The sequence below is a fragment of the Streptosporangiales bacterium genome (assembly GCA_009379825.1).
Lineage (GTDB): Bacteria > Actinomycetota > Actinomycetes > Streptosporangiales > WHST01 > WHST01.
In genome coordinates this window covers 33,405-54,436 of record WHTA01000035.1, presented here as the reverse complement: position 1 = coordinate 54,436, position 21,032 = coordinate 33,405, and the positions used below count along the sequence as shown (strand labels likewise).

The window sequence follows — 21,032 nt, the reverse complement described above, 5'->3', positions numbered from 1 at the left end:
CCCGAGTCCGGCCAATGCACCCTTTCCCCGAAGTCCGCTTCGCCGCCACACACCCAAGGTAGGAGCCCAGTGCGGTAGTCCCGCACGCTGGGATCTGCGCGGGGGGCCGCCCGCAAGGGCGGTCCCTACCGCGACCAATTTCTCACTACCGTACGTAACAGGACGCTGCTGTGACCGGCGATCCAGTCACCGGGGACGTGGCCAGCGACAAGACCGCGCAGGCGACGTGGCGGTCAAGTAGCAAGACGATCACCAACCATCGCGATCCTTAGCACGGACAGGATCGGACAACTGGTCGGCAGGACGGTTAGCAAGTCGATCGACCGCCCAGAGCTGTCGAGCCTTGCAGTCGGATATGAGCTGGTGAACCGGGCTGTCGGGTTGACCGGTGGTTGGCCCGACTTACCGTCGTAGAGGCCGGGTATCACGTATGGCGAGGCGGGCGGCGGGTTGTTGAGGAGCGGTCCGGCGGTCAGGTGTTCCTTTTCGTATCCGACGTTGGACTTCGGTACGTCGGATGATCCAGTGTTCCTTGATGAAGCGCCGCTGAGCTTGCCCTCGCGTAGCAGGGCGTGACCGCCGCCCACTCGGTCGGGGTACCGGGATCAACACCGGCGGGTCATGTCGACGACGTCGTCGTGTCCGTCCTGCCCGATACTGGTGAAAGAGGGCAGCCCAGTCCCCCGCCGCCGGGGCGCACCGGGGGCGCACCAGGCTCAGAAACGCCCAGTACCGACCGGTACAGTCCGGCACAGTTTCCGCAGGTCACAAGGCAGCCTGGCCTATCCGACCAGGTCAGGGCGTCGCATCCTGAAATGATCACTAACCGCCTACGACCACTGACCAAGGAATCAACCATCTAGGGCTAGCTGGCGTCCACGATCGGCAGCATCTTCTTGCCGTTCGGCGACGGCGGATCCGCCGGGTGCGGTGCCACCAGGCCCTGGGCGAGCCGCTCCTCGCACGTCTCGCGCAGCCGCTCGTACGCCTTGTCGCCCATCAGCTCGCGCAGCTCGGGCTCGTACGAGACGTACAGCAGGTCGGCGCCGACGTGCGCCTCCGTCGCGGCGGAGCACCACCACTGGAAGTCGTGGCCACCGGGGCCCCAGGCGCGCCTGTCGTACTCGGTGATGGTTATCATCAGCACCTGGGTGTCGTCGTTGCGCTCCACCCAGTCGTACGTGCGCCTGATCGGCACCTGCCAGCAGACGTCGGGCTTGGTCTCGTGGATCGGCTGGTCGTTCTCGAGCGCCAGTTTGTGCAGTGCACAGCCGGCCCCGCCGGCGAACCCCGGTCGGTTGTGGAAGATGCAGGCGCCGTCGACGACCCGGGTCTGCAGCTCACCGTCGTCCTCGTCGCGCATCGTGTAGCCGCGCTGGTGACCCTCGTCGTGGTACTGCCAGAGCTCGGGGGTCAGCTGGTTGACGTACTTCTTCACCCGCTTGCGGTCGGCCTTGTCGGTGAAGTGCGCGCCGAGGCTGCAGCACCCCTCGCCGACCGGGTTGCCGTACGTACCCTTGCAGCCGTTGCCGAAGATGCACGTGTAGCGCGAACACAGCCAGGTGAGGTCGCAGCGGAACACCTGCTCGTCGTCGTCCGGATCGACGAACTCGATCCACTCGCGCGGGAAATCCAGTCCTAGCTCGGGCACCTCTCACACGATACGGCGATGCCTTCGACGGTTCGCCAGCGGGTTCGGGCAGTGCGGCGTTACTCACCGTCGGTCAAATACCATTAAAGTGTCAGCGTGCACGAAGGTTCTGACGTCCCCGCGATGGACGTCGTACTCGCGACCGGATCCGTCTACCCGGAGTCGACGGCGACGGCGTTCGAGATCGCCTCCAGGCTCGGTTTCGACGGCGTCGAGGTGATGGTGTCGACCGACCCGGTCAGCCAGGACGTCGACGCGCTGAAGCGGCTGTCCGACTACCACGAGGTGGCCGTACGAGCGATCCATGCGCCCTGCCTGTTGATCACCCAGTTCGTCTGGGGCAACGACCCGTGGGCGAAGGTGGAACGGTCGATCGAGGCGGCCGACGCCCTCGGCTCCGACGTGGTGGTGCTGCACCCGCCGTTCCGCTGGCAGCTCGACTACGCACGCGACTTCGTCGGCAAGGTCGGCCGGCTGCAGGACACGACCGAGGTGGCGTTGGCCGTGGAGAACATGTACCCGTGGCGTGGCCCGGTCGGGTTGAGCACCGGCGCGTACGCGCCGCACTGGTCGCCGGTCGACCAGGACTACGCGAACGTCACGCTGGACCTCTCGCACGCCGCCGTCTCGCACTCGAACTCGCTGGACATGGCGAAGGAGCTCGGTGACCGGCTGGCGCACGTCCACCTCGCCGACGGCACCGGCAGCAAGAGCGACGAGCACCTGGTGCCAGGCCGTGGCACCCAACCGTGCGGCGAGGTGCTCGAGTACGTGGCGTCGTCGTCGTACCGGGGCATGGTCGTGCTCGAGCTGAACACCAGGAAGGCGGAGAGCCGCGCCGACCGCGAGGCCGACCTCGCCGAGTCGCTGGCCTTCTCCCGCCTGCACCTCGCCGCCGCGCACGACACCGACCACACCGCCTGGCGCCGCAGCTAGCGCGAAACGACTACGGCCGGGCACCTGTGGTGCCCGGCCGTAGTCGTCGTGGTTACTGCGGGTCCTGCGGTGGGCCCTGCGGCGGTGGTGGCGCCTGCGGTGGCGGACCCTGCCGCGGCGGCGTGCCCGGCGCAATCGGCGGCGGCGGTGGCTGAGGCGACCGCTGCGGCGGCGCGCCCTGCGGCGGCGGTGCACCTTGCGGTGGTGGACCCTGCGGTGGGCCGCCTGGACCGCCTGGACCGCCCGGCGGTGGGCCCTGCGGCGGTGCACCTTGCGGTGGCGGTGCTTGCGGCGGCGGTGCACCATGCGGTGGTGGACCCTGCGGTGGGCCGCCTGGACCGCCCGGCGGTGGGCCCTGTGGCGGGCCGCCGGGGACGCCCGGGGCGCCGGTTTGCCAGGGGGCCGCGCCTACGCCGGGGCCGCCTATGGCCGCCTGGTACGAGGTGGTCAGCACGTGCAGCAGGCCGTCCCTGCGTTCCTCGAACTGCTGTGCCGTGCTGCCGCCCTTGATGGCGCGGTCGTGTGCGATCGCCAGTTCGGTGGCGGCCAGCTGGTAGTTGCGCATGGCGCGTACCGCCGGTTTGCCGTACTGCCTGCTGACGTACCGGCGGGCGGCCTTCCGGCCGGACATGCTGCTGAGCATCTCGACGTCGGCGTTCGTGACCGCGCCGGTGCCCGCGTACTGCGGCAGGTGCGTCTTGATCAGCGCGATGGTCTTGCCGCGGTCCTTGACCAGCAGCCAGACCCACACGGCGATCAGGCCCATGAAGAACAGGTACTGCGGCACCAGCGGGCCGAAGCCGATCAACGAGGTCGGCGGGATGCCTGCGAGCACAGCGAGCGTGGTGCCGCTGTTCCACAGCGCGTGCAGGAACATGGCCGCCAACCAGCCACCGAGTACGGCGAAGACGCGCATGACACCACGGTGGTTCGCCGCGTACAGCACGCCGACGGCTGTCATCACCGTGAACAGCGGGTGGCACAGCGGCGAAGCGACGCCGCGCAACAGGATCGTCATGGTCGTGGTGACGACGGCGCCGACGGCGTTCTCGGTGGCTTCCAGGCCGGTGAAGAAGCTGCGCATGTAGTACTGCACGTTCTCCACCAGGGCGAAGCCGAGCGCGACCGTGGAGCCGTAGACGACCGCGTCGGTGAGGCCGTTCAGCTCGTGCTTACGCCGCCACAGCAAGAAGAGCAGCGGCAGCGCCTTCAGCGTCTCCTCGGTGACGGGCGCGCTGATCGACGCGGTGAGCTGGCTGCCGATCGCCTTGCCGAACGCGGGCACCCAGAGGGCCTCCTGCGACCACGAGTTCAGGTAGCCGGCGAGGAGGATCGACGCGCCCATGCCCCACAGCAGGAACACCAGCAGCAGCAGCTTCGGTTCCGGTTCCAACCGGTCCAGCCACAGCATCACCGACAGGTACAGCACGGCGGTCGGCAGCGCGATGAAGAAGAAGATGATCGCGATGCCGACGGTGCTCAGGATCCACAGCGCCATGACGGCGAGCAGGGCGAGGCCGGCGACGGCCAGCGCGATGATCAGCGAGACCGGGGCACGTCCCGGTCGGCGGCCCTCGAGCAGGGCACGCGAAACGGCCTGAGGCGTACTCATGGCCCCTGACCCTAGCGGCCCACCCCCGGGTACGGGCCCGCCGGTTCACCTGCGCAGGGTGCTGCCTGATGAGCACCGGCTCAGTTGTTACGACTCGTGGTGGTTTGCTACTTCGGGTCGCGCCACATGGCCCAGGTGCGCGGGCCTTCCTCGGGGATCTCGATCTCCTGCAGTACGTGGAAGCCGAACCGCTCGTAGAAGCGGACGTTGCGTTCCTTGTTGGTCTCCAGGTACGCCGGCTCGCCGGCCCTGTCGCACTCCGCCAGCCGGTCGGTGAGCAGCTTCGTGCCGACGCCGCGTCCCTGCGCGGACGGGTCGGTGCCCAGCACGGAGAGATACCAGTGCGGCTGGGTCGGGTGCGCCTCGCGTAGTGCCTCGCCGAAGGTCTCCGCCCGGCGGGTGCGGCCGCGCAACGCCCATGCGTAGCCCGCCGTGGTCGCCCACTCCTGCGTCCGCGAGCGCATCGCGCCCGGCGGGTGCCACGCGGCGACGCCGAGGATCTCCGCGCCGTCGGCCACCGCACTGCACACGCCGAACGGCAGGCTCTTGCGCAGGATCACGTCGAACAGCCGCGGGAGCTGCTTCGCCCGTGCGTCGTCGTCGGGGATCAGGAAGATCATCGACGGGTCGTCGAACAGCGACCTCGCCAGCACGACGGCCATCTCCCGCACGGTGGTGCGGTCGGCCACCTTCTTCAGCGCTGTGCCGGCCACGGTCAGATGTACTTGTTCGCGCCCGCGACGAACGCGTCCACGTACGTCTCCGCCGGGTAGTCCCCGAGATAGTACGCCCGGGCCTCCTTGCGGGTCTGCTCGAGCGGGTCGGTCTTGAGCAGCTGGTCGAGCACGTCGTCGGCGTTGGACATGTCCTTGCGGAGCACGTACGCGGCCCGCGCCAGCGGGAACGACTCCACGAACTCGTCCTGCTCGTCGACCATGTCGGTGATCGCGAACGGCTTCTCGGAGAACAGGAAGTCGGAGACCACGCTTGACACGTCGGAGATCATCGCATCCGCGGCGTTGAAGCACTCGACGATGGTCAGCTCCTCGGTCGCGGCGCTGCCGAAGACGTGCTTGCGGCCGCTGCGCTGCCTGTCCTGCGCGAGCAGGTGCTCGAGCTCGTGCAGGGTTTGCAGCGACTGGCTGTCCCTGCCGGTGTACGGGTGCGAGCGCAGGATGACCGTGACGTCGCGCTCGATGAGCTTCTGCACGAAGATGTGCGCGACCGGCAGCGAGCAGTAGTTGACGGTGTCGGAGAAGCCCACCCACGTCGGGGCGTAGAGCACCGCCTTGTTGCTGCGGTCCCCGATGTGGGTCCTCGTGACGTCGATGTCCTCCACCTGGGGGCGCCCGACGATCTCGAACTTCGACTCGGGGATGTTCACGCCGTGCTTGTGGTACCTGTCGATCCCGGCCTGGCCGGCGACGAACACCCGGTCGTACATCCCGGTGACGGCGTTGTAGCTCGGCGGCTTGTCGCTGTCGCCGTGCAGCAGCTGGATGTGCGTGATGTCCCTGAACTTCACGAAGTGGCTGTTCTTCATGCCGTTGTTCACGTAGAAGCAGGCATGCAGACCGTCGACCGCCACCTGGTCGAGGTTGCCGATGGTGTTGCAGACGACCACCGGCTGGTCGGTGAGCTGCAGCATGTGGTTGAACACAGCGCCCTCGCGGAGCACCACCACGTACGGCTTGCCGAGCCGGTCCAGGTACGGCAGCCACATGGACACCTGGTACACCATCCCTGGCGGGCCGCTGAAGTACACGGCGAACGTCGGTTCGTACTCCTGCAGCGCCTCGCTGAACCGTGCCCAGGCGCGGCCGTTGCCGCGCAGCAGCGCGCGGGCGTCGAACAGCAGCGCGGCGACGCCCGCAGAAAGCAGGCCGGCGGCGACGACCAGCGGCCAGGACGGGAACTCGGGCACCGCGAAGACGCCGAGCAACACGATCATCAGGGTGTTCGCGTGGAAGACGTACTGCGGTGCGACGTGTACGTCCGTGCGCGTGGCGAAGTTCGGCAGCTGGCCGAACTGCAGCCGCGCCTTGCTCACCACCCGCTGGACGAGTCCCTCGTGCATCATCAACATCACGAGCATCGCCGTGGTGGCCAGCAGGCTGTAGTCGTTGGTGTCCTGCAGGTTCGGCAGGTACTGCGCGATCAGGCCACCGACCAGCAGGATCCGGACGCTGACCGCCTTGCCCATGCCGGACTTGCGGTTGCGCCACCAGGCGGCACCGAGGGTGAGGGCGCTGGTGACGAAGCCGAGCCAGGGGATCGGGCTCAAGGTGAGCAGCAGGAACGACACGATGGCCATCGCGTTCAGGCCGAACAGCCTGCTCAGCATGCGAACCCGGCGCATCAGGATACGAAGACGGCGAAGCACGTTCAGCGGGCCTTCCTGCCAGTCGAGCTGGCCGCTGGAGTCTGGTCGTCCATCATCGGCATGTCACATCCGGACGACGAGGTTCTGGCTGTCCACGTAGGGCCCGGCCTCGGAGGCGAGCATCTCGATGACACCGGCGACGTGCTCAGGTTGCATGATGGTCGTCGGATCCTCGTCCGGTGCCAGGGTGCGGCGCAGGTCGGTGGCGCAGCGTCCCGGCGAGATGCAGCAGACCCGGGTGCCGAAGATCTTCAGCTCCTCCTTCATCACCTCGGACATGGTGATCAGCGCCGACTTGGAGGCGGAGTAGGTGAGCCAGCCGGGCCGGCCGCCCAGGCCCGCTGTCGACGCGATGTTCACGATCAGCTCGAACGTGTTCCCGTGCCGCAGGAGTTCCTGGACGATCGTGAACGGTGCGTACAGGTTGACCGCCATGGTGCGCTCGAACGACGTGAAGTCGATCTGCTGGATGGCCTTCGGGTCCGTGTACCCGGCGTTGTTGACCACCAGGTCGACGCGCTGGTGCTTGCGCATGATCTCGGCGGCGAGCTCGATCAGCGCCTCGCGGTCGGCCAGATCGATGTCGTACCGGTATACGCGCTTTTCGTGCGGATTATCCGACTCCAGCTCCTGGACCAGCTCGTCGAAGTCGTCGGACTTCCGCGCGAGCAGGATGAACTCGGTGGCCCCGTCGGGGGCAGCGAAGAAGCGGCGGACGGTCGCCCTGCCGATCCCCTTCGAAGCTCCCGTCACCAGCATCGTCTGTGGCTTCGACATCAGTAGGCTGGCCCTCCTGCGGCCACTAGGAGTAGTAAACGACGAGTGTCAGCTGCATGAACGCACCGAGCGTAGCGTGCCTGTGTTACTGGTCGGGCAAGGCGGGGTCGCAACGTCACTGCCCGCCGGGCCAGCGCCGCTGCTCGCAGCGGGTGGGTGAAAGATGGGATACGAGCAGGCGGCCACGTCGTCTTCCGAGGTGAGGAGCTTCTCGTGCTGGGCAAGGTGCTAGGGAGAGCTGCCGACTCCGACCGGCTCAAGCGGGCCATCGAGACGGCGCCGGTGTCGCGAACCGTGGTGCGGAGGTTCGTCGCGGGGGAGCACGAGGACGACGCGATCGCCGCGTCGCACGAGCTGGCCGGGGCGGGCCTGTCGATCACGCTGGACCACCTCGGCGAGGACACGACCGACCTCGAGCAGGCGGCGCAGACGGCGGACACGTACGTGGCGCTGCTGCACCGGCTCGCCGCGGAGGGGCTCAGCGAGGTGGGCGAGGTGGCGGTGAAGCTCTCCGCCGTCGGCCAGTCGCTGTCGATCGTGGGCGACGGGCACAAGATCGCGCTCGAGCACGCGCACCGGATCTGCGCGGCGGCCAAGGCCGCAGGCACCACGGTGACCTTCGACATGGAGGACCACACCACGACCGACTCGACGCTGGAGATCATCAGCGAGGTCAGGCGCGAGTTCCCCTGGGCCGGGGTGGCGGTGCAGAGCTACCTGAGGCGTACCGAGGGCGACTGCAGGGAGCTGGCCGGCGCCGGGTCGCGGGTGCGGCTGGTGAAGGGCGCGTACAACGAGCCGGAGTCCGTCGCGTACCAGACCAAGCGCGACATCGACCGGGCGTACGTGCGCTGCCTGAAGCTGCTGATGCACGGCGACGGGTACCCGATGGTCGCCACCCACGACCCGCGGCTGGTGGAGATCAGCACGTCGCTCGCGGTGCAGTTCCACCGCGACCCCGGGACTTACGAGTTCCAGATGCTGTACGGGGTGCGGCCGGAGGAGCACCGACGGCTCGCGCAGCGCGGTGAGCGGATGCGCATCTACGTGCCGTACGGCGTGCAGTGGTACGGATACCTGATGCGGCGGATGGCGGAGCGACCGTCGAACACCGCGGTCTTCCTGCGGGCGCTGACGACCAAGCGCTGATCGGCGAGATAGTGAGGAACGATGACTGACACGGTGGCCGTACTCGGCGTCGGCAAGATGGGTGAGGCGCTGCTGTCCGGCATGCTGCGCGCCGGCAAGCCGGTGGGGCAGCTCTACGGCACCACCCGCAGCGCGGACAAGGCGAAGATGCTCGAGGAGCGCTACGGCGTCTCCATGGTGAGCAACGCCGACGCGGTGGCCGCGTCGGACACCCTGCTGCTCGCGGTGAAACCGCAGGACATGGGCGTGCTGCTGGACGAGATCGGGCCGCACGTGCTGCCGCACCAGCTGGTGGTTTCGGTGGCCGCGGGCATCACCACGGCCACGGTGGAGGCGAAGCTGCCCGCCAACACCCCGTGCGTACGGGTGATGTCGAACACGCCGGTGCACGTCGACGAGGCGATGAGCTCGATCTCCGGCGGCTCGCACGCGGAGGCGGAGCACCTGCAGCGTGCGGAGGAGATCCTGCGCCCGGTCGGCAAGGTGATCCGGGTGCCCGAGTCGCAGCAGGACGCCGTGACGGCGCTGGCCGGCAGCGGTCCCGCGTACTTCTACTTCCTGGTCGAGGCGATGACCGACGCCGGGCTGTTCCTCGGCCTCCCCCGCAACGTCGCGCACGACGTCGTGGTGCAGGTGATCAAGGGCGCCGCGGCGATGCTGGTGGAGAGCGGCGAGCACCCGGTGACCCTGCGGGAGAACGTCACCTCCCCGGCCGGCACGACGAGCAGCGCCATCCGCGAGCTGGAGAGCCACCGAGTCCGCGCCGCCGTCCTCGACGCGATAGTCGCCGCCCGCGACCGCTCCCGCGAACTGGCGACGGGCAAGTAGCCCCGCCGCCAGCTCGCGTCCCCCGACCCTGGGTCAGGTGGGCACCGGGGCCGGTGCGGGCAGCGGTAGCAGGCCGAAGGCGCGTTCGGCGCGGGTGAGGACGGGGCGGGCCAGGTCGCTCGCGTGTTCGGCGCCCAGGGCCAGGGCGGTGTCCACGTAGCTGCGGTCGGCTTGCAGCTCTGCGTACCGGTGCTGGATCGGGCGGAGGGCGTCGACCACGGCGTGGGTGACGTCGGCCTTCAGGGTGCCGTAGTCCGGGTACCGCTCGGCGAGCTGTTCAGGCGGGTCCTCGCCGAACGCCGCAAGCAGGGTCAGCAGGTTGGCTACTCCCGGCTTGGCGGCCGGGTCGTAGCGCACCTCGCGTTCGCTGTCCGTGACGGCACGGGCGACCTTCTTCCGCACCACGTCAGGCGGGTCGAGCAGCCGGATCACGCCCAGCGCGTCGTCCGGCTCCGACTTGCTCATCTTCCGCGTCGGGTCCTGCAGGTCGTACAGCCGCGCGGCGACCCTGGGCAGCCGGACCTCGGGCAGCACGAACGTCTCGCCGTACTTCGCGTTGAACCGCAGCGCCAGGTTCCTGGCCAGCTCGACGTGCTGCCGCTGGTCCTCGCCGACGGGCACCTCGGTGGTGTCGCAGAGCAGGATGTCGGCGGCCATCAGCGCCGGGTACGTGAGCAGGCTCGCCCGCACCGTCTGCTGGGCGGCGGCCTTCTCCTTGTACTGGATCATCCGGCGCAGCTCGCCGTCCGTCGCCGTGCTCTCCAGCAGCCAGGTCAGCCCGCGGTGCGCGGGCACGTGGCTCTGCGCGAACACCGTGCACACGTTCGGGTCCAGGCCGGCGGCGAACAACGTGGTGGCGAACTCGCGGGTCCTGGCGCGCAGGTCCCGCGGGTCGTGCTCGACGGTGACCGCGTGCAGGTCGACCACGGCGAACAGGCAGTCGGCCTCGTACTGCTGCACTGTCCAGCGGCCGACCGCCCCCAGCAGGTTGCCCAGGCTGAGCCGCCCGCTCGGCGCGGTGCCGCTGAAGATCCGCCGGTGACGTGCCATCGATCCTCCGTCGTGTTCCGGCCCCGCCGAGCGGCCGGAACACGACGCAGGCCGCCTCGACGAGACGGCCTGTAGGTGGGGTGCGTTACGCGGCTCGCCTCGGTGAGGTGAGCCAGCAGCGGTGAACCGTCGTACGCACGACATCGATGCTACCGCGTGCGTCCGGCGGGCGCTCGGTAGCCTTCCCGGCCATGGGTGGCGAGATCACGGTGCGGGCGCTCACACCGGACGACTGGGAGCAGACGCGGGCGGTCCGGCTGAGCGCGCTCGCGGACGCCCCGGACGCGTTCGTCACCACGCTCGCCGAGGCGCGCGGGCAGGCCGAGGCGCAGTGGCGCGCGATGCTCACCCCGGAGCGCGGGGTGCGTGCCCTCGCCGAGTACGACGGGCTGCCTGCGGGTGTCGTCGGCGCGTTCGACCACGGCGGCGTCGGCGAGATCATCTGGATGTGGGTGGCTCCGGACCACCGTGGACGCGGCGTAGGCGATGCGCTGGTCGCGTTCTGCGTCGACTGGTGCGGGCGGCAGGCGCTCGACTGCGTGCTGTGGGTCGTGGACGGCAACGACGCGGCGCAGCGGCTGTACGAGCGGTGCGGGTTCGTCCCGACCGGTAGCCGGCAGCCGGTGCCGGGGAACGGTGCCCGGATGGAGTTCCAGATGGCCTACCGACCTGCGGGTTCCTGACTGCGCGCAGTCGGCAGGTTGCGAATCGGCCACAAAGGTTTCGACCCGATAGCGGGCCCGGCGGATTGCAGGCACCCTCCGGGGAGACGTGTAGCAAACCTTCGGAGGCGTTTAATGAGACGTGGAATCCTGCCACGCCTGGGTGCGGGGGCAGTGGCGATGGCGCTCGTCGCGTCGTGTGGTGGCGGCGGAGGCGGCGAGGAGGAGTCGAGCTTCTCCCTGCAAGGTTGCGAGCCCAAGCACTTCATCCCCGGTCACAGCACCGAGCTGTGCGGCAGCCAGATGCTGCAGTACATGTACACCGGCCTGATCAGCTTCGACGAGAAGAACGAGCCGGTGAACCGGATGGCCGAGTCGATCGAGTCCGACGACCAGAAGGTCTGGACGATCAAGATCAAGAAGGGCTGGAAGTTCCACAACGGCGAAGACGTCACCGTCGACTCGTACATCGGTGCGTGGAACGCCTACGCCTATGGGCCGCACGCGTACGACGCGAACTACTTCTTCGAGAAGATCGAGGGCTACGGCGAGACCAGTCCACTCGAAGGTGACCCGAAGGCGAGGAGCTTTCCGGCCTGGAGAAGGTCGACGACTACACGATGAAGGTGACGCTCAGCGCGCCGTTCGGGCAGTTCCCGCTCGTGCTGGGTTACAACGCCTTCACGCCGTTGCCGAAGGAAGGCGTCGAGGCCGCGCAGGCGGGCCCGACGAGCAAGAAGTACAAGGAGTTCGAGAAGTCTCCTGTCGGCAACGGGCCGTACCAGATGGACGGCGAGTGGGAGCACAACGAGCAGATCAACCTCGAGCGCCACAAGGGCTACAAGGGCGAGAACAAGGCGCACGTCGACAACGTCAACTACAAGATCTACGCGAACCTCGACACCGCGTACCAGGACCTCATCGCGGGCAACCTGGACCAGGCGGCCGTCGACCCGACGAAGATCAGCGACGCGAAGAGCACGCTCGGCGACCGGTACTTCCAGGCCAAGACGTCGCAGCTGACCCGGCTGGACTTCCCGATGTACGAGAAGAAGTTCCAGAACAAGGACCTGCGGCACGCGTTCTCCATGGCCATCAACCGGCAGCAGATCATCGACAAGATCTTCGACGGCGCCCACGAGCCCGCCACGTCGTTGATCAGCCCGGTCGTCGCCGGCCAGCGGGAGAACCCGTGCGGTGAGTACTGCGAGTACGACCCGAAGAAGGCGAAGCAGCTGTACGACAAGGCCGGCGGCTTCGACGGCACGCTGGAGCTCTGGTACAACTCCGACGGCGGCCACGAGCAGTGGATGACGGCCGTCGCCAACCAGCTGCGGAAGAACCTGGGCGTCAAGGTGGCGCTGCGCAAGCAGCAGCAGGCGCAATACCTGACAGCGCAGGAGGAGAAGAAGATGACCGGCCCGTTCCGGAACTCCTGGCTGATGGACTACCCGTCCATGCAGAACTACCTGGAGCCGATCTGGGGCACAGGTGGTTCGGCGAACCGGACGTTCTACACCAACAAGCAGGTCGACAAGTACGTCGACCAGGGCAACCGGCAGCCGACCGTGACGAAGGGCTACGCCGACTACTACAAGGCGGAGGACCAGGTCCTCGAGGACATGCCGGGGATCCCGCTCTTCTACCACAACTCGCCGCAGGCGTACTCCGAGCGGATCAAGAACGTGCGGGTCGACCCGTTCGGGTTCGTCGTCCTGCCGGAGATCCAGCTCGCCGACGCCTGACCCGGCAGCGATCGACGGACGGCCCCGGGTACCGCCCGGGGCCGTCCGGTTCCGTCCGAGCGGAGCACAGCCGACAAATCGGTCGTTGGTTAACTAATATGAGTTTCAATCACACTGGTTTCGTTATGTTCGGCCTTCACCACTGGTAACGTTGCGTAGTAGCCTCTACGGACGCACGGGGGCGAAGTCGCTCGCCGGGTGGGGAAGCCCGACGGCCGCTCTCGCAGAGCGTGGAGAAAGTAACGGTGCTCGATGGGTGCAGGAGAACGACCGCTCAGTGAGGTCAAGTTCCTCACCGTGGCCGAGGTCGCCACGGTCATGCGCGTGTCCAAGATGACCGTCTACCGGCTGCTGCATGCCGGTGAGCTCCCCGCGGTGCGCGTGGGGCGCTCGTTCCGGGTCCCCGAGCAGGCCGTCTACGACTACTTCAGGCACTCGCCGGCGTCGCGGCCGGCGGACACCGCCTCGTAACGCGCACAACCGTCCCGTCACGGCTGCGGCGCGATCCGTGCCTGTAGCCCCCTCGATCGTCCGCAACCACAAGGCCGACGGTAGTCTGTTATGTCGGCTGCGGTTTTCCGCGTGCCACCTCGTTCGTCCCGGCTCGCCTGGGTTCCGCCACCGGTAAGGGAAACATCCGTGGGTTCTGTCATCAAGAAGCGTCGTAAGCGTATGGCCAAGAAGAAGCACCGCAAGCTGCTCAAGCGCACGCGGGTGCAGCGGCGCAAGCTGGGCAAGTAACGACCGCGGCCTTACCGTAGGTGTGAACTCATCGGCGGGAAGGTTTGGCAGTGGGACGCGTCGTCCTCGTCACAGGCGTAGCGCGGCAGCCCGGTACGGGCCTCGCGCAGCTGCTCGCTGACCAGCCCGCCGTCGAGCGGGTGATCGGGATCGACATGGTGCCGCCGCGGCACAGCCTGGCACCTGCGGAGTTCGTACGCGCCGACGTCCGCGGGACGTCGTTGAGCCGGCTGCTCGACGCGTACCAGGTCGACACGGTCGTCCACGCCGGCGTGCTGACCGGCCCGAACCGTGCCGGTGGGCGGGCAGCGCAGAAGGAAGTCAACGTCATCGGCACGATGCAGCTACTTGCTGCGTGCCAGCGGGCCGAGCGCGTGCGCAAGCTCGTCATCCGGTCCAGCACCACGGTCTACGGGCTGTCCGAGCGCAATCCCGCCCTCTTCACCGAGGACGAGCCGCCGCGCAAGGCGCCGACCGGCGGGTTCGCGAAGGACATCGTCGAGGTCGAGGGCTACACGCGCGGGTTCGCGCGCCGCCGCGCCGACGTCACGGTGACCACGCTGCGGTTCGCGTATGTGCTCACCGCGGAGTCCGCGCTCGCCCGGTACCTCGCGCTGCCGGTCGTGCCCACCGTCCTCGGCTACGACGCGCGGCTGCAGCTGCTGCACCACGAGGACGTCGTGGAGGCGTTGCGCCGCGCGACCGTGGAGGACCATCCGGGCACCTACAACGTCGCCGGGACTGGCGTGGTCACCGCCTCGCAGGCCGCGCACCTGGCCGGCCGGATGACGCTGCCGGTGCCCGGCCTCGCCGTCGGCCCGGCCGCAGACCTGCTGCGCCGGGCGCGGCTGACCTACCTCACGCCGGAGCTGGCGGAGACCATGCGGCACTCGCAGGTGGCCGACACCGGCAGGTTGCAGCGGCAGTTCGGCTGGCAGCCGGTGCGGTCGACCAGGCAGGCCCTGCTCGACTTCGTCGCCGAGGCCGGGCTGGAGCCGGTGCTGCCGCGGACGCTGTTCGAACGGATCGGGGAGGTGCTGCGTGCCTGACGCCCAGGTGATTCCCTTCGACGGCGACCGGTCCAGACGCGCGGCCGCCGCGGCCGAGGAGCCGGACGTGGCCGAGGAACCGCGAACCGAGGAGTCGGCCGACAGCGGTGCGGGCGGCGTCCGCGACACCCTGGGCTTCCTGCTGCGGCGGCTCAGCGGCGCGTACACGGTGGACGACACCGGCTTCGACGCCGAGCTGACCGACGCGGTCGTGCTGCCGGTGCTGCGGCTGCTCTACGAGGGCTGGTTCCGCGTCGAGGCGCGCGGCCTGGAGAACGTCCCCGCAGACTCGGGTGCGCTGCTGGTAGCCAACCACTCCGGGGTGCTGCCGCTGGACGGGCTGATGCTGCAGGTCGCCCTGCACGACCACCACCCGGACAACCGGCGGCTGCGGCTGCTCGGTGCCGACTACGTCTTCCGCTGGCCGGTCTTCGGGCAGCTCGCGCGGGCCAGCGGCGTCACCGTGGCGTGCAACGCCGACGCCGAGCGGCTGCTCACCGAGGGCGAGACGGTCGGCGTCTTCCCCGAGGGCTTCAAGGGCATCGGCAAGCCGTTCAGCGAGCGGTACAAGCTGCAGCGGTTCGGCCGGGGCGGCTTCGTCTCCGCCGCCCTGCGCACCGGCCGGCCGATCGTGCCGTGCTCGATCGTCGGCGCGGAGGAGACCTACCCGATGCTGACCGACCTGCGGCCGCTGGCGCGGCTGTTCGGCGCGCCGTACGTGCCGGTCACGCCGACGTTCCCGTTCCTCGGGCCGCTGGGGCTGGTGCCGCTGCCGTCCAAGTGGTACGTGCAGGTCGGCGAGCCGATCCGTACGGACAGGTACGACTCGTCGGCCGCCGACGACCCGACCCTGGTGCTGGAGCTGACCGACCACGTGCGGGAGACGATCCAGCACACGCTCTACGCCATGTTGCTGCGCCGCCGCTCCGTCTTTACCTGACGAGGTCCTAGCGGCGGAGGCGGTCCAGCTCGTCCAGGGCGCGTTCGGCGAGGGACCGCCGGCGCCGGCGGCGTACGAGCAGGCCCGCGTACAGTGCGCCGACCGCTGCCCCCGTGACGGCCGCGGCGGGCAGGGCGATGCGCAGCGCGCGCCTGGTGGTGCGGAAGTCGTAGACCGGCCAGCCGTGCTGCCTGGCGTAGTCGGCGAGTGCGGGTTCCGGGTTGACGGCGACCGCGCGGCCGACGACCTCGAGCATCGGCAGGTCGTTGATCGAGTCGCTGTACGCGGTGCACTTCGCCAGGTCGAGGCCCTCCCGCTCGGCCAGTTCCTGCACGGCGACGGCCTTCGCCTCGCCGTGCAGGAACTGTTGCAGCCGGCCGGTGTAGACGCCGTCCGCGGTGACCGCGATGGTGCCGAGCGCGCCGGTCAGGCCGAGCCGTTTGGCGATGATCTCGGCCAGCTCCACCGGCGTCGCCGTCACCAGCCACACCGGCTGGCCGGCGTCCAGGTGCAGGTTGGTCAGCGCCCGCGCGCCCGGCCAGATGCGGTCCGCGATCCGCTCGTCGTAGATCTCCTCGGCGAGATGCACGACGTCGATCAGCCGTTTACCGGCGATGAACGACAGCGCGGCTTCCTGGGCGTCGGAGATGGTCTTGTCGGTCTCGCCGCGTATCCGGAAATGCGCCTGCTGCCAGGCGAAGCGCGCGATGTCGCCGGTGGTGAAGAAGTCGCGCGCCGCGAGGCCGCGGGCGATGAAGTACAGCGAGGCGCCCTGCATGACGGTGTTGTCGACGTCGAAGAACGCCGCGGCACCCGGGCCCTGGGACAGCAGGCTCATGTGGTCGGCCTGCGCGGCCGCCTCGACGGCGGGTGCGACCGCTTCGGCCAGTGGCGTAGCGTCATCGGAGTTGGCGTTCCGTGCTCGCCGCGACTTCGCCATGGCGTTGAGCCTAGCCGCAATCGCTGTGCGGCTGTGCCTGGCACACCGGGTAGGTCCGCCTACTCGCTGGTGCTCTCGGCCGGTGCGGAGCTGGACTCCGCGGAGCTCGCGTCGTCGGTCGAGCTGCTGCTGGTGCTGCCGTCCTCGTTCTCCGCACTGCGCGGCGACGAGTCCGACGGCGACGATGGCACCCCGGTGGGCTCAGGTGGGCTGGACGAGTCTTCCTCGGTCGACGTGCCGGAGTCGGACGGCGTCTCGGTCTCGCTTGGCGTGTTCTCTGAGGTGCTGGACGAGCCGCTCTCGCTCGAGCTGCTGCCGCTTGACGGGTCGCTGCCGGTGAGCGAGCCACCGCCGGTGGTAGGTTCGCTGGACGAGCTGTGCTGGGACGACGACTCGGAGCCCTCGCTGGTGCGGCCCGGAGTGCTCGGGTCGTCCGAGTCGCTCGCGGACGCGGTCGAGCTGGTCGGGTCGTGCGGTTCGGTCGAGGAGTTGGTGGCCGCGGTGGTCTCGCCGTCGTCGCAGCTCGTCGCGGTGCCGCACTTGGCCCGCAGCAGCTCCTTCGCCTCCTCGCCGAGATCGCTGACGAAGGCGATCGAGTGCTCGGCGCTCGGCCGGGACTCCTGCGGGAGCTTGGGCAGCAGCGAGCGCAGCGTCTGCTGTTGCTTCTCGGTGAACTGGTCCAGGTAGGCCAGCGGGGCGGTGTCACCGGTCTCGTCGAACGCCTGCCGCATGGCCTCGGCGCCGATCGCCGTGTTGTCGTCCATGGCGCTGAGCGTGCGGTTGATCAGCCGGGCCACCTTGGCGGACCGACCCGCCGGCGAGGTGTTCGCGAGCGCGGGCCAGTCCTCGCGGTTGGTGACCAGCCGGTCGACCTCGCCCAGCCGGGAGCTGGCGAACTGGAGGTTCTTCCTGCCGCGGTCCTCGTCCGAGCCGATCAGGGCGAGCTGGACGGTCTCGCCGCGCATCTTCATGCCGTAAAGCGTGTCGCCGGGCAGCGAGTTCGCGGTGCCGAGGCCGAGCCCCACGATGGTGATCAGCGCCGTGCACATGATGGCCGCCGAGGCCAGGCCGCGCGGCAGGCGAAACTCTCTGAGGAAGCTGAGCAGCGAGGGCCGGCCCTCCCGCGGCACGCCCGCGGCCGCGGTGTCGACCAGCTGCTTGCGCAGCGAGCCGCGCGGGCCGTCCAGCGGGCGCAGCGGCACGTTGCGCAGGGCGTTCGCCAGCGACACCAGCCGGGACACGGACGAGCTCGGCGTGCCGGTGCTGTCGACGCTGCGCGCGAACTCGCGCGCGCGATGCCGACCCGGACGCTTGCTCATACCGACCTTCCGCTATGCCCTCAGTAGCATCTCCCGAGGACCGGTCGAGCGGCGCCCACCATGGCCGCCGGCCGCCCCGCCCGTCGTGCCACCCGTGGACGTCTCACCGGCGGAACGGCATCGGGAGAGGCGTCCTCACTCGTGCTCTACACAACAAACGATAGGTCTACCTGCTAGGTTACGGGCAGAAGGTGGGCCAAGCGCGCGCGTCAGTGATCAGCGCATGTCGTCAGGTAACAGCCTGGCGAGCGCGCGTACCGCCCGGTACTGGAGGGCCTTCACTGCGCCTTCGTTGCGGCCCATGATGCGTGCCGTCTCGGCGACCGACAGCCCCTGCAGGAACCGCAGCACGATGCATTCCTGCTGCTCAGGGCCCAGTTGCTTGACCGCTTCGAGCAGCGCCACGTTGGTGAATGACTTGAGCACCATGTGCTCGGGGCTCTCCTCGAGCCGGTCGCTGTCCAGCATGTCCGCCGTGGTGACCTCGAGCCGGTACCTGGAGGACTTGAAGTGGTCGGCGACGATGTTCCTGGCGATGGTGACCAGCCAGGCCCCGAAGTCCTTGCCCTGCCAGGTGAAGCTGTCGAGCCGCCGCAGCGCGCGGAGGAACGTCTCGCTGACCACGTCCTCGGCGAGCTGGTGCGAGCCGACCCGGAAGTACACGTACCTGAAGACCAGGTCCGCGTAGCGGTCGTAGAGGCTGCCGAACGCCTCGGCGTCACCGGCCTGCGCAGCGTGGATGACGGCGAGGAGCTCCTGCTGCTCGGCGTCGGTGACGGCGCGTGGGGACGCGGTCTCGCGCTTGGCGGCCTTGCGGCGGAGCCGTACCGGCGGGGCGAATCCGCGCAGCAGCACGCCGGGGTCCGCGGCCTCTGCGGCGGCGACGTGCGCGCCCACCGGCATCGGCACCCCGGCCGGCTGCACCTGCGGAAGAGAAAAGGGCTCCAAGATCGCTGCGACCTGCCTGGCTATCGCATTGAGCGTGGTACGCAGCGCGGTGTGCCCGCGCGGCGTGCTTCCCGGTCCTGGCATCTCCATGGCCCCCCTGTACCGGGGAATGGCCGCAATTCGTGTCGCGTGGCCCCGGCTGCTGCGTTGACATCCGTGTCGTTCGTTCACGATGCGTCGCCCATGGTAGGGAATGACGGTCCTCCGGGGCTAGAGGCTAACGGGCGTGGCGTGAGCAGAGCGTGAGGTATATATCGGGTCCTGCCGGTCGAACCAGGCGTTTTGGCTCCGTACAGTGTCCGAAAGGAGTTTCATGGTGGCGGACGGCGACCAACCACGGGTCAGCCTACTCGGAAAGCCAGAATGTCACCTCTGTGACGATGCGCGCACAGTGGTGGCCGAGGTGTGCGCCGAGCTCGGTGTGGCCTGGGAGGAGCGCGACCTGAGCACCGACCAGGACGCGCTGACCAAGTGGTGGGACAAGATCCCCGTGACCCTGGTCGACGGCGAGGTGCACAACTACTGGCGGGTCGACCCGGACCGGTTGCGGCGCGCCCTGCGCGGGCGGGCGCGGTGACCCGCGACGAGCGGTTCGGCTACGGCGACAGCCACCCCACGGCGCACGGCTTCCAGCTGCACCACGTACAGCTCGCCATCCCACCCGGCGGCGAGGACGCTGCGCGGCAGTTCTTCGTCGGCGTGCTCGGCATGACCGAGGTGGCGAAGCCACCCGCCCTCGCCGCCCGCGGCGGCCTCTGGGTGCGCGCGGACGACCTGGAGATCCACTGCGGGGTGGAGCCGGACTTCCGTCCCGCCGTGAAGGCCCACCCGGGCATCCGCGTCGCCGACCTCGACGCCCTCGCCGACCGCCTGCACGCCCACGCCATCGCCGTGTACTGGGACGACAACTTCCCCGGACACCGCAGGTTCTACGCCGCCGACCCACACGGCAACCGGCTGGAGTTCCTCGCGCGCCAACCGGCGGCCGGCCGCATCGAGTAGGTCAGCCGCGGCTGCGTTCGGTGCGGGCCCAGGCCAGCCAGAGGAACGCGGCTACGACGGCGCCCGCGGCGCCGGCGATGGCGATGGTGCCCGCGGTCGTCACCAGCTTGGCCATCGCGCCGGCGAGGATCGTGGCCATGCCCTGCGCGAGCATCAGCATCGTCTGCGCCAGCCCCAGGGCCTGGCCCCGTGCGACGTGCGGGGTGATCGCGATGAACGCCTGGTTCGCCGCCAGGTTGTAGCCGCCGGCCATGCCGGAGAGGAAGACCAGCAGGCACGAGACGAAGAAGCCGGGGGTGAACCAGAACGGCAGCAGCAACAGCAGGCCGAGTACGGCGAGCGGCCCGAGCACGTTGATCCGTCTGCTCGGCCGCAGCAGCCGGGTGATCAGCACCGAGCCGATGGACAGCCCGAGCGGCCCGGCGGCCAGCATGATGCCCGCGTGGCTGGCGTCCAGGTCGAGCTCGCGGCGTACGTACGGCACGGCGAGCACCTCGGGCGCGATGTAGAAGCCGGCCAGCATGCCGAAGCCGATCAGGGTGCGCATCCTGCGGTCGCCGAGGATCACCTTCGTGCCCTGGCCGATCACCTGCCGCATCCCCGGCCGGCCGGGGCCGGTAGGTACCGGCCGGGCGGCCAGCCCCACCCGGAACATCAGCGCGCCGAGGAAGAACGAGGCCGCGTTGAGGGCGAGCGCCCAGGGTGCGCCGATCAGGCTCACGGTGATGCCGCCGACGGCGAAGCCGAGCACCTGCGTGACCTGGTTGGTGGTCTGCGTGATGGCGCTGCCGAGCACGAACATGTCCCCCGGCAGCACGTCCGGCATCGACGCGGTTCGCGCCGCCTCGAACGGCGGTCGCGCCAGCCCGACGCAGAACACCAGGACGAACAGCGACCACAGCGGCATGCCGGGGATGACCATCAGCGCCACCAGCGCGCCGCGGATCAGGTCCGTCGCGACGAGCACCCCCCGCCTGGGGTACCGGTCCGCCAGCGGCGAGAGCACCGGCCCGGCGATCAGGTACGGGATGTACGTCACCCCGTACGTGGCGGCGGTGAGGAACGCCGAGCCGGTGCGCTCGAAGACCAGCACGGACAACGCGACCTTGGCGAGCTGGTCACCGATGCCCGACTGCGCCAGCGCGAGCCAGAGGATCTGGAACTCGCGCACGGCGAATGCCTCCCCGAAGCGCGCTGTGCGATCCTGGGAGGCAGCGTGTGAGGGAGGAGTGTCCCCGTCCGACATTAGGAAGGGAGACTAGCGCCAGCGGTCCCACGTCGCTGTGGTAATCCCCAACCT

At 69.2% G+C, this 21,032-nt stretch carries 22 protein-coding genes; 12 read left to right on the top strand and 10 right to left on the bottom strand.

Translation table 11 applies throughout. From position 1 onward, the window contains the following. Positions 1-865: 865 nt before the first annotated feature. Positions 866-1,651 (bottom strand): hypothetical protein, encoded by a 786-nt coding sequence (locus GEV07_17470; GenBank protein ID MQA04431.1) that lies wholly within the window; start codon positions 1,649-1,651, stop codon positions 866-868. 123 nt (positions 1,652-1,774) lie between these two features. Between GEV07_17470 and GEV07_17465 the strand changes: the two genes are divergently transcribed. Next, positions 1,775-2,587, top strand: coding sequence for a TIM barrel protein (locus GEV07_17465; protein ID MQA04430.1), 813 nt, complete (start codon positions 1,775-1,777; stop codon positions 2,585-2,587). Positions 2,588-2,639: 52 nt separating this feature from the next. On the opposite strand, the gene GEV07_17460 is transcribed toward GEV07_17465, so the two are convergent. The 4 genes from GEV07_17460 to GEV07_17445 form a co-directional block, all read right to left on the bottom strand. Further along, positions 2,640-4,199, bottom strand: a complete 1,560-nt coding sequence (locus GEV07_17460; protein ID MQA04429.1) for a PrsW family intramembrane metalloprotease — start codon at positions 4,197-4,199, stop codon at positions 2,640-2,642. A gap of 107 nt (positions 4,200-4,306) precedes the next feature. Then, positions 4,307-4,912: a GNAT family N-acetyltransferase gene (locus GEV07_17455; GenBank protein ID MQA04428.1), complete on the bottom strand. Its 606-nt coding sequence runs from the start codon at positions 4,910-4,912 to the stop codon at positions 4,307-4,309. Positions 4,913-4,914: 2 nt separating this feature from the next. Then, positions 4,915-6,558: a CDP-glycerol glycerophosphotransferase gene (locus GEV07_17450; protein ID MQA04427.1), complete on the bottom strand. Its 1,644-nt coding sequence runs from the start codon at positions 6,556-6,558 to the stop codon at positions 4,915-4,917. 87 nt (positions 6,559-6,645) lie between these two features. After that, positions 6,646-7,341: an SDR family NAD(P)-dependent oxidoreductase gene (locus GEV07_17445; protein MQA04426.1), complete on the bottom strand. Its 696-nt coding sequence runs from the start codon at positions 7,339-7,341 to the stop codon at positions 6,646-6,648. A 231-nt stretch (positions 7,342-7,572) separates the two neighbouring features. Between GEV07_17445 and GEV07_17440 the strand changes: the two genes are divergently transcribed. Continuing rightward, positions 7,573-8,508 carry a proline dehydrogenase gene (locus GEV07_17440; GenBank protein MQA04425.1) on the top strand — a complete coding sequence of 312 codons (936 nt, stop codon included), beginning with the start codon at positions 7,573-7,575 and terminating at the stop codon, positions 8,506-8,508. A gap of 21 nt (positions 8,509-8,529) precedes the next feature. After that, on the top strand, positions 8,530-9,336 hold the full coding sequence (gene proC / locus GEV07_17435; GenBank protein ID MQA04424.1) for a pyrroline-5-carboxylate reductase: 807 nt from the start codon (positions 8,530-8,532) through the stop codon (positions 9,334-9,336). 33 nt (positions 9,337-9,369) lie between these two features. Here the strand turns inward: proC and trpS are convergent, their stop codons facing one another. After that, complete coding sequence (gene trpS / locus GEV07_17430) at positions 9,370-10,386, bottom strand: tryptophan--tRNA ligase (protein MQA04423.1); 1,017 nt, start codon at positions 10,384-10,386, stop codon at positions 9,370-9,372. Between the two features lie 146 nt (positions 10,387-10,532). Here trpS and GEV07_17425 point away from each other — a divergent pair, with 146 nt between their 5' ends. The 7 genes from GEV07_17425 (at position 10,533) to GEV07_17395 (ending at position 15,523) form a co-directional block, all read left to right on the top strand. Beyond that, on the top strand, positions 10,533-11,069 hold the full coding sequence (locus GEV07_17425) for a GNAT family N-acetyltransferase (protein MQA04422.1): 537 nt from the start codon (positions 10,533-10,535) through the stop codon (positions 11,067-11,069). Between the two features lie 114 nt (positions 11,070-11,183). Continuing rightward, complete coding sequence (locus tag GEV07_17420) at positions 11,184-11,672, top strand: hypothetical protein (GenBank protein ID MQA04421.1); 489 nt, start codon at positions 11,184-11,186, stop codon at positions 11,670-11,672. After that, complete coding sequence (locus GEV07_17415) at positions 11,669-12,793, top strand: hypothetical protein (protein ID MQA04420.1); 1,125 nt, start codon at positions 11,669-11,671, stop codon at positions 12,791-12,793. Before GEV07_17420 ends, GEV07_17415 begins: the two co-directional genes overlap by 4 nt. A gap of 252 nt (positions 12,794-13,045) precedes the next feature. Beyond that, complete coding sequence (locus GEV07_17410) at positions 13,046-13,264, top strand: helix-turn-helix domain-containing protein (GenBank protein ID MQA04419.1); 219 nt, start codon at positions 13,046-13,048, stop codon at positions 13,262-13,264. Between the two features lie 168 nt (positions 13,265-13,432). Further along, positions 13,433-13,534, top strand: coding sequence for an AURKAIP1/COX24 domain-containing protein (locus GEV07_17405; GenBank protein ID MQA04418.1), 102 nt, complete (start codon positions 13,433-13,435; stop codon positions 13,532-13,534). Between the two features lie 50 nt (positions 13,535-13,584). Further along, positions 13,585-14,583, top strand: a complete 999-nt coding sequence (locus tag GEV07_17400) for an NAD-dependent epimerase/dehydratase family protein (protein MQA04417.1) — start codon at positions 13,585-13,587, stop codon at positions 14,581-14,583. Next, complete coding sequence (locus GEV07_17395; protein ID MQA04416.1) at positions 14,576-15,523, top strand: glycerol acyltransferase; 948 nt, start codon at positions 14,576-14,578, stop codon at positions 15,521-15,523. The genes GEV07_17400 and GEV07_17395 overlap by 8 nt, the downstream gene beginning before the upstream one ends. 7 nt (positions 15,524-15,530) lie before the next feature. Here GEV07_17395 and GEV07_17390 read toward each other — a convergent pair whose 3' ends face one another. The 3 genes from GEV07_17390 to GEV07_17380 all read right to left on the bottom strand — a co-directional run bounded on the left by GEV07_17390 (position 15,531) and on the right by GEV07_17380 (position 18,685). Then, complete coding sequence (locus GEV07_17390; GenBank protein MQA04415.1) at positions 15,531-16,463, bottom strand: HAD-IB family hydrolase; 933 nt, start codon at positions 16,461-16,463, stop codon at positions 15,531-15,533. 59 nt (positions 16,464-16,522) lie between these two features. After that, positions 16,523-17,782: a hypothetical protein gene (locus GEV07_17385; GenBank protein MQA04414.1), complete on the bottom strand. Its 1,260-nt coding sequence runs from the start codon at positions 17,780-17,782 to the stop codon at positions 16,523-16,525. A gap of 216 nt (positions 17,783-17,998) precedes the next feature. Beyond that, positions 17,999-18,685 carry a sigma-70 family RNA polymerase sigma factor gene (locus GEV07_17380; GenBank protein MQA04413.1) on the bottom strand — a complete coding sequence of 229 codons (687 nt, stop codon included), beginning with the start codon at positions 18,683-18,685 and terminating at the stop codon, positions 17,999-18,001. A 358-nt stretch (positions 18,686-19,043) separates the two neighbouring features. On the opposite strand from GEV07_17380, the gene GEV07_17375 reads away from it, so the two are divergent. Together GEV07_17375 and GEV07_17370 are read left to right on the top strand one after the other, a co-directional pair. Next, positions 19,044-19,307: a glutaredoxin family protein gene (locus GEV07_17375; protein ID MQA04412.1), complete on the top strand. Its 264-nt coding sequence runs from the start codon at positions 19,044-19,046 to the stop codon at positions 19,305-19,307. Beyond that, complete coding sequence (locus GEV07_17370) at positions 19,304-19,732, top strand: glyoxalase (GenBank protein ID MQA04411.1); 429 nt, start codon at positions 19,304-19,306, stop codon at positions 19,730-19,732. Before GEV07_17375 ends, GEV07_17370 begins: the two co-directional genes overlap by 4 nt. A 1-nt stretch (position 19,733) precedes the next feature. On the opposite strand, the gene GEV07_17365 is transcribed toward GEV07_17370, so the two are convergent. After that, positions 19,734-20,978 carry an MFS transporter gene (locus GEV07_17365; GenBank protein ID MQA04410.1) on the bottom strand — a complete coding sequence of 415 codons (1,245 nt, stop codon included), beginning with the start codon at positions 20,976-20,978 and terminating at the stop codon, positions 19,734-19,736. Between the last annotated feature and the right edge of the window lie 54 nt (positions 20,979-21,032).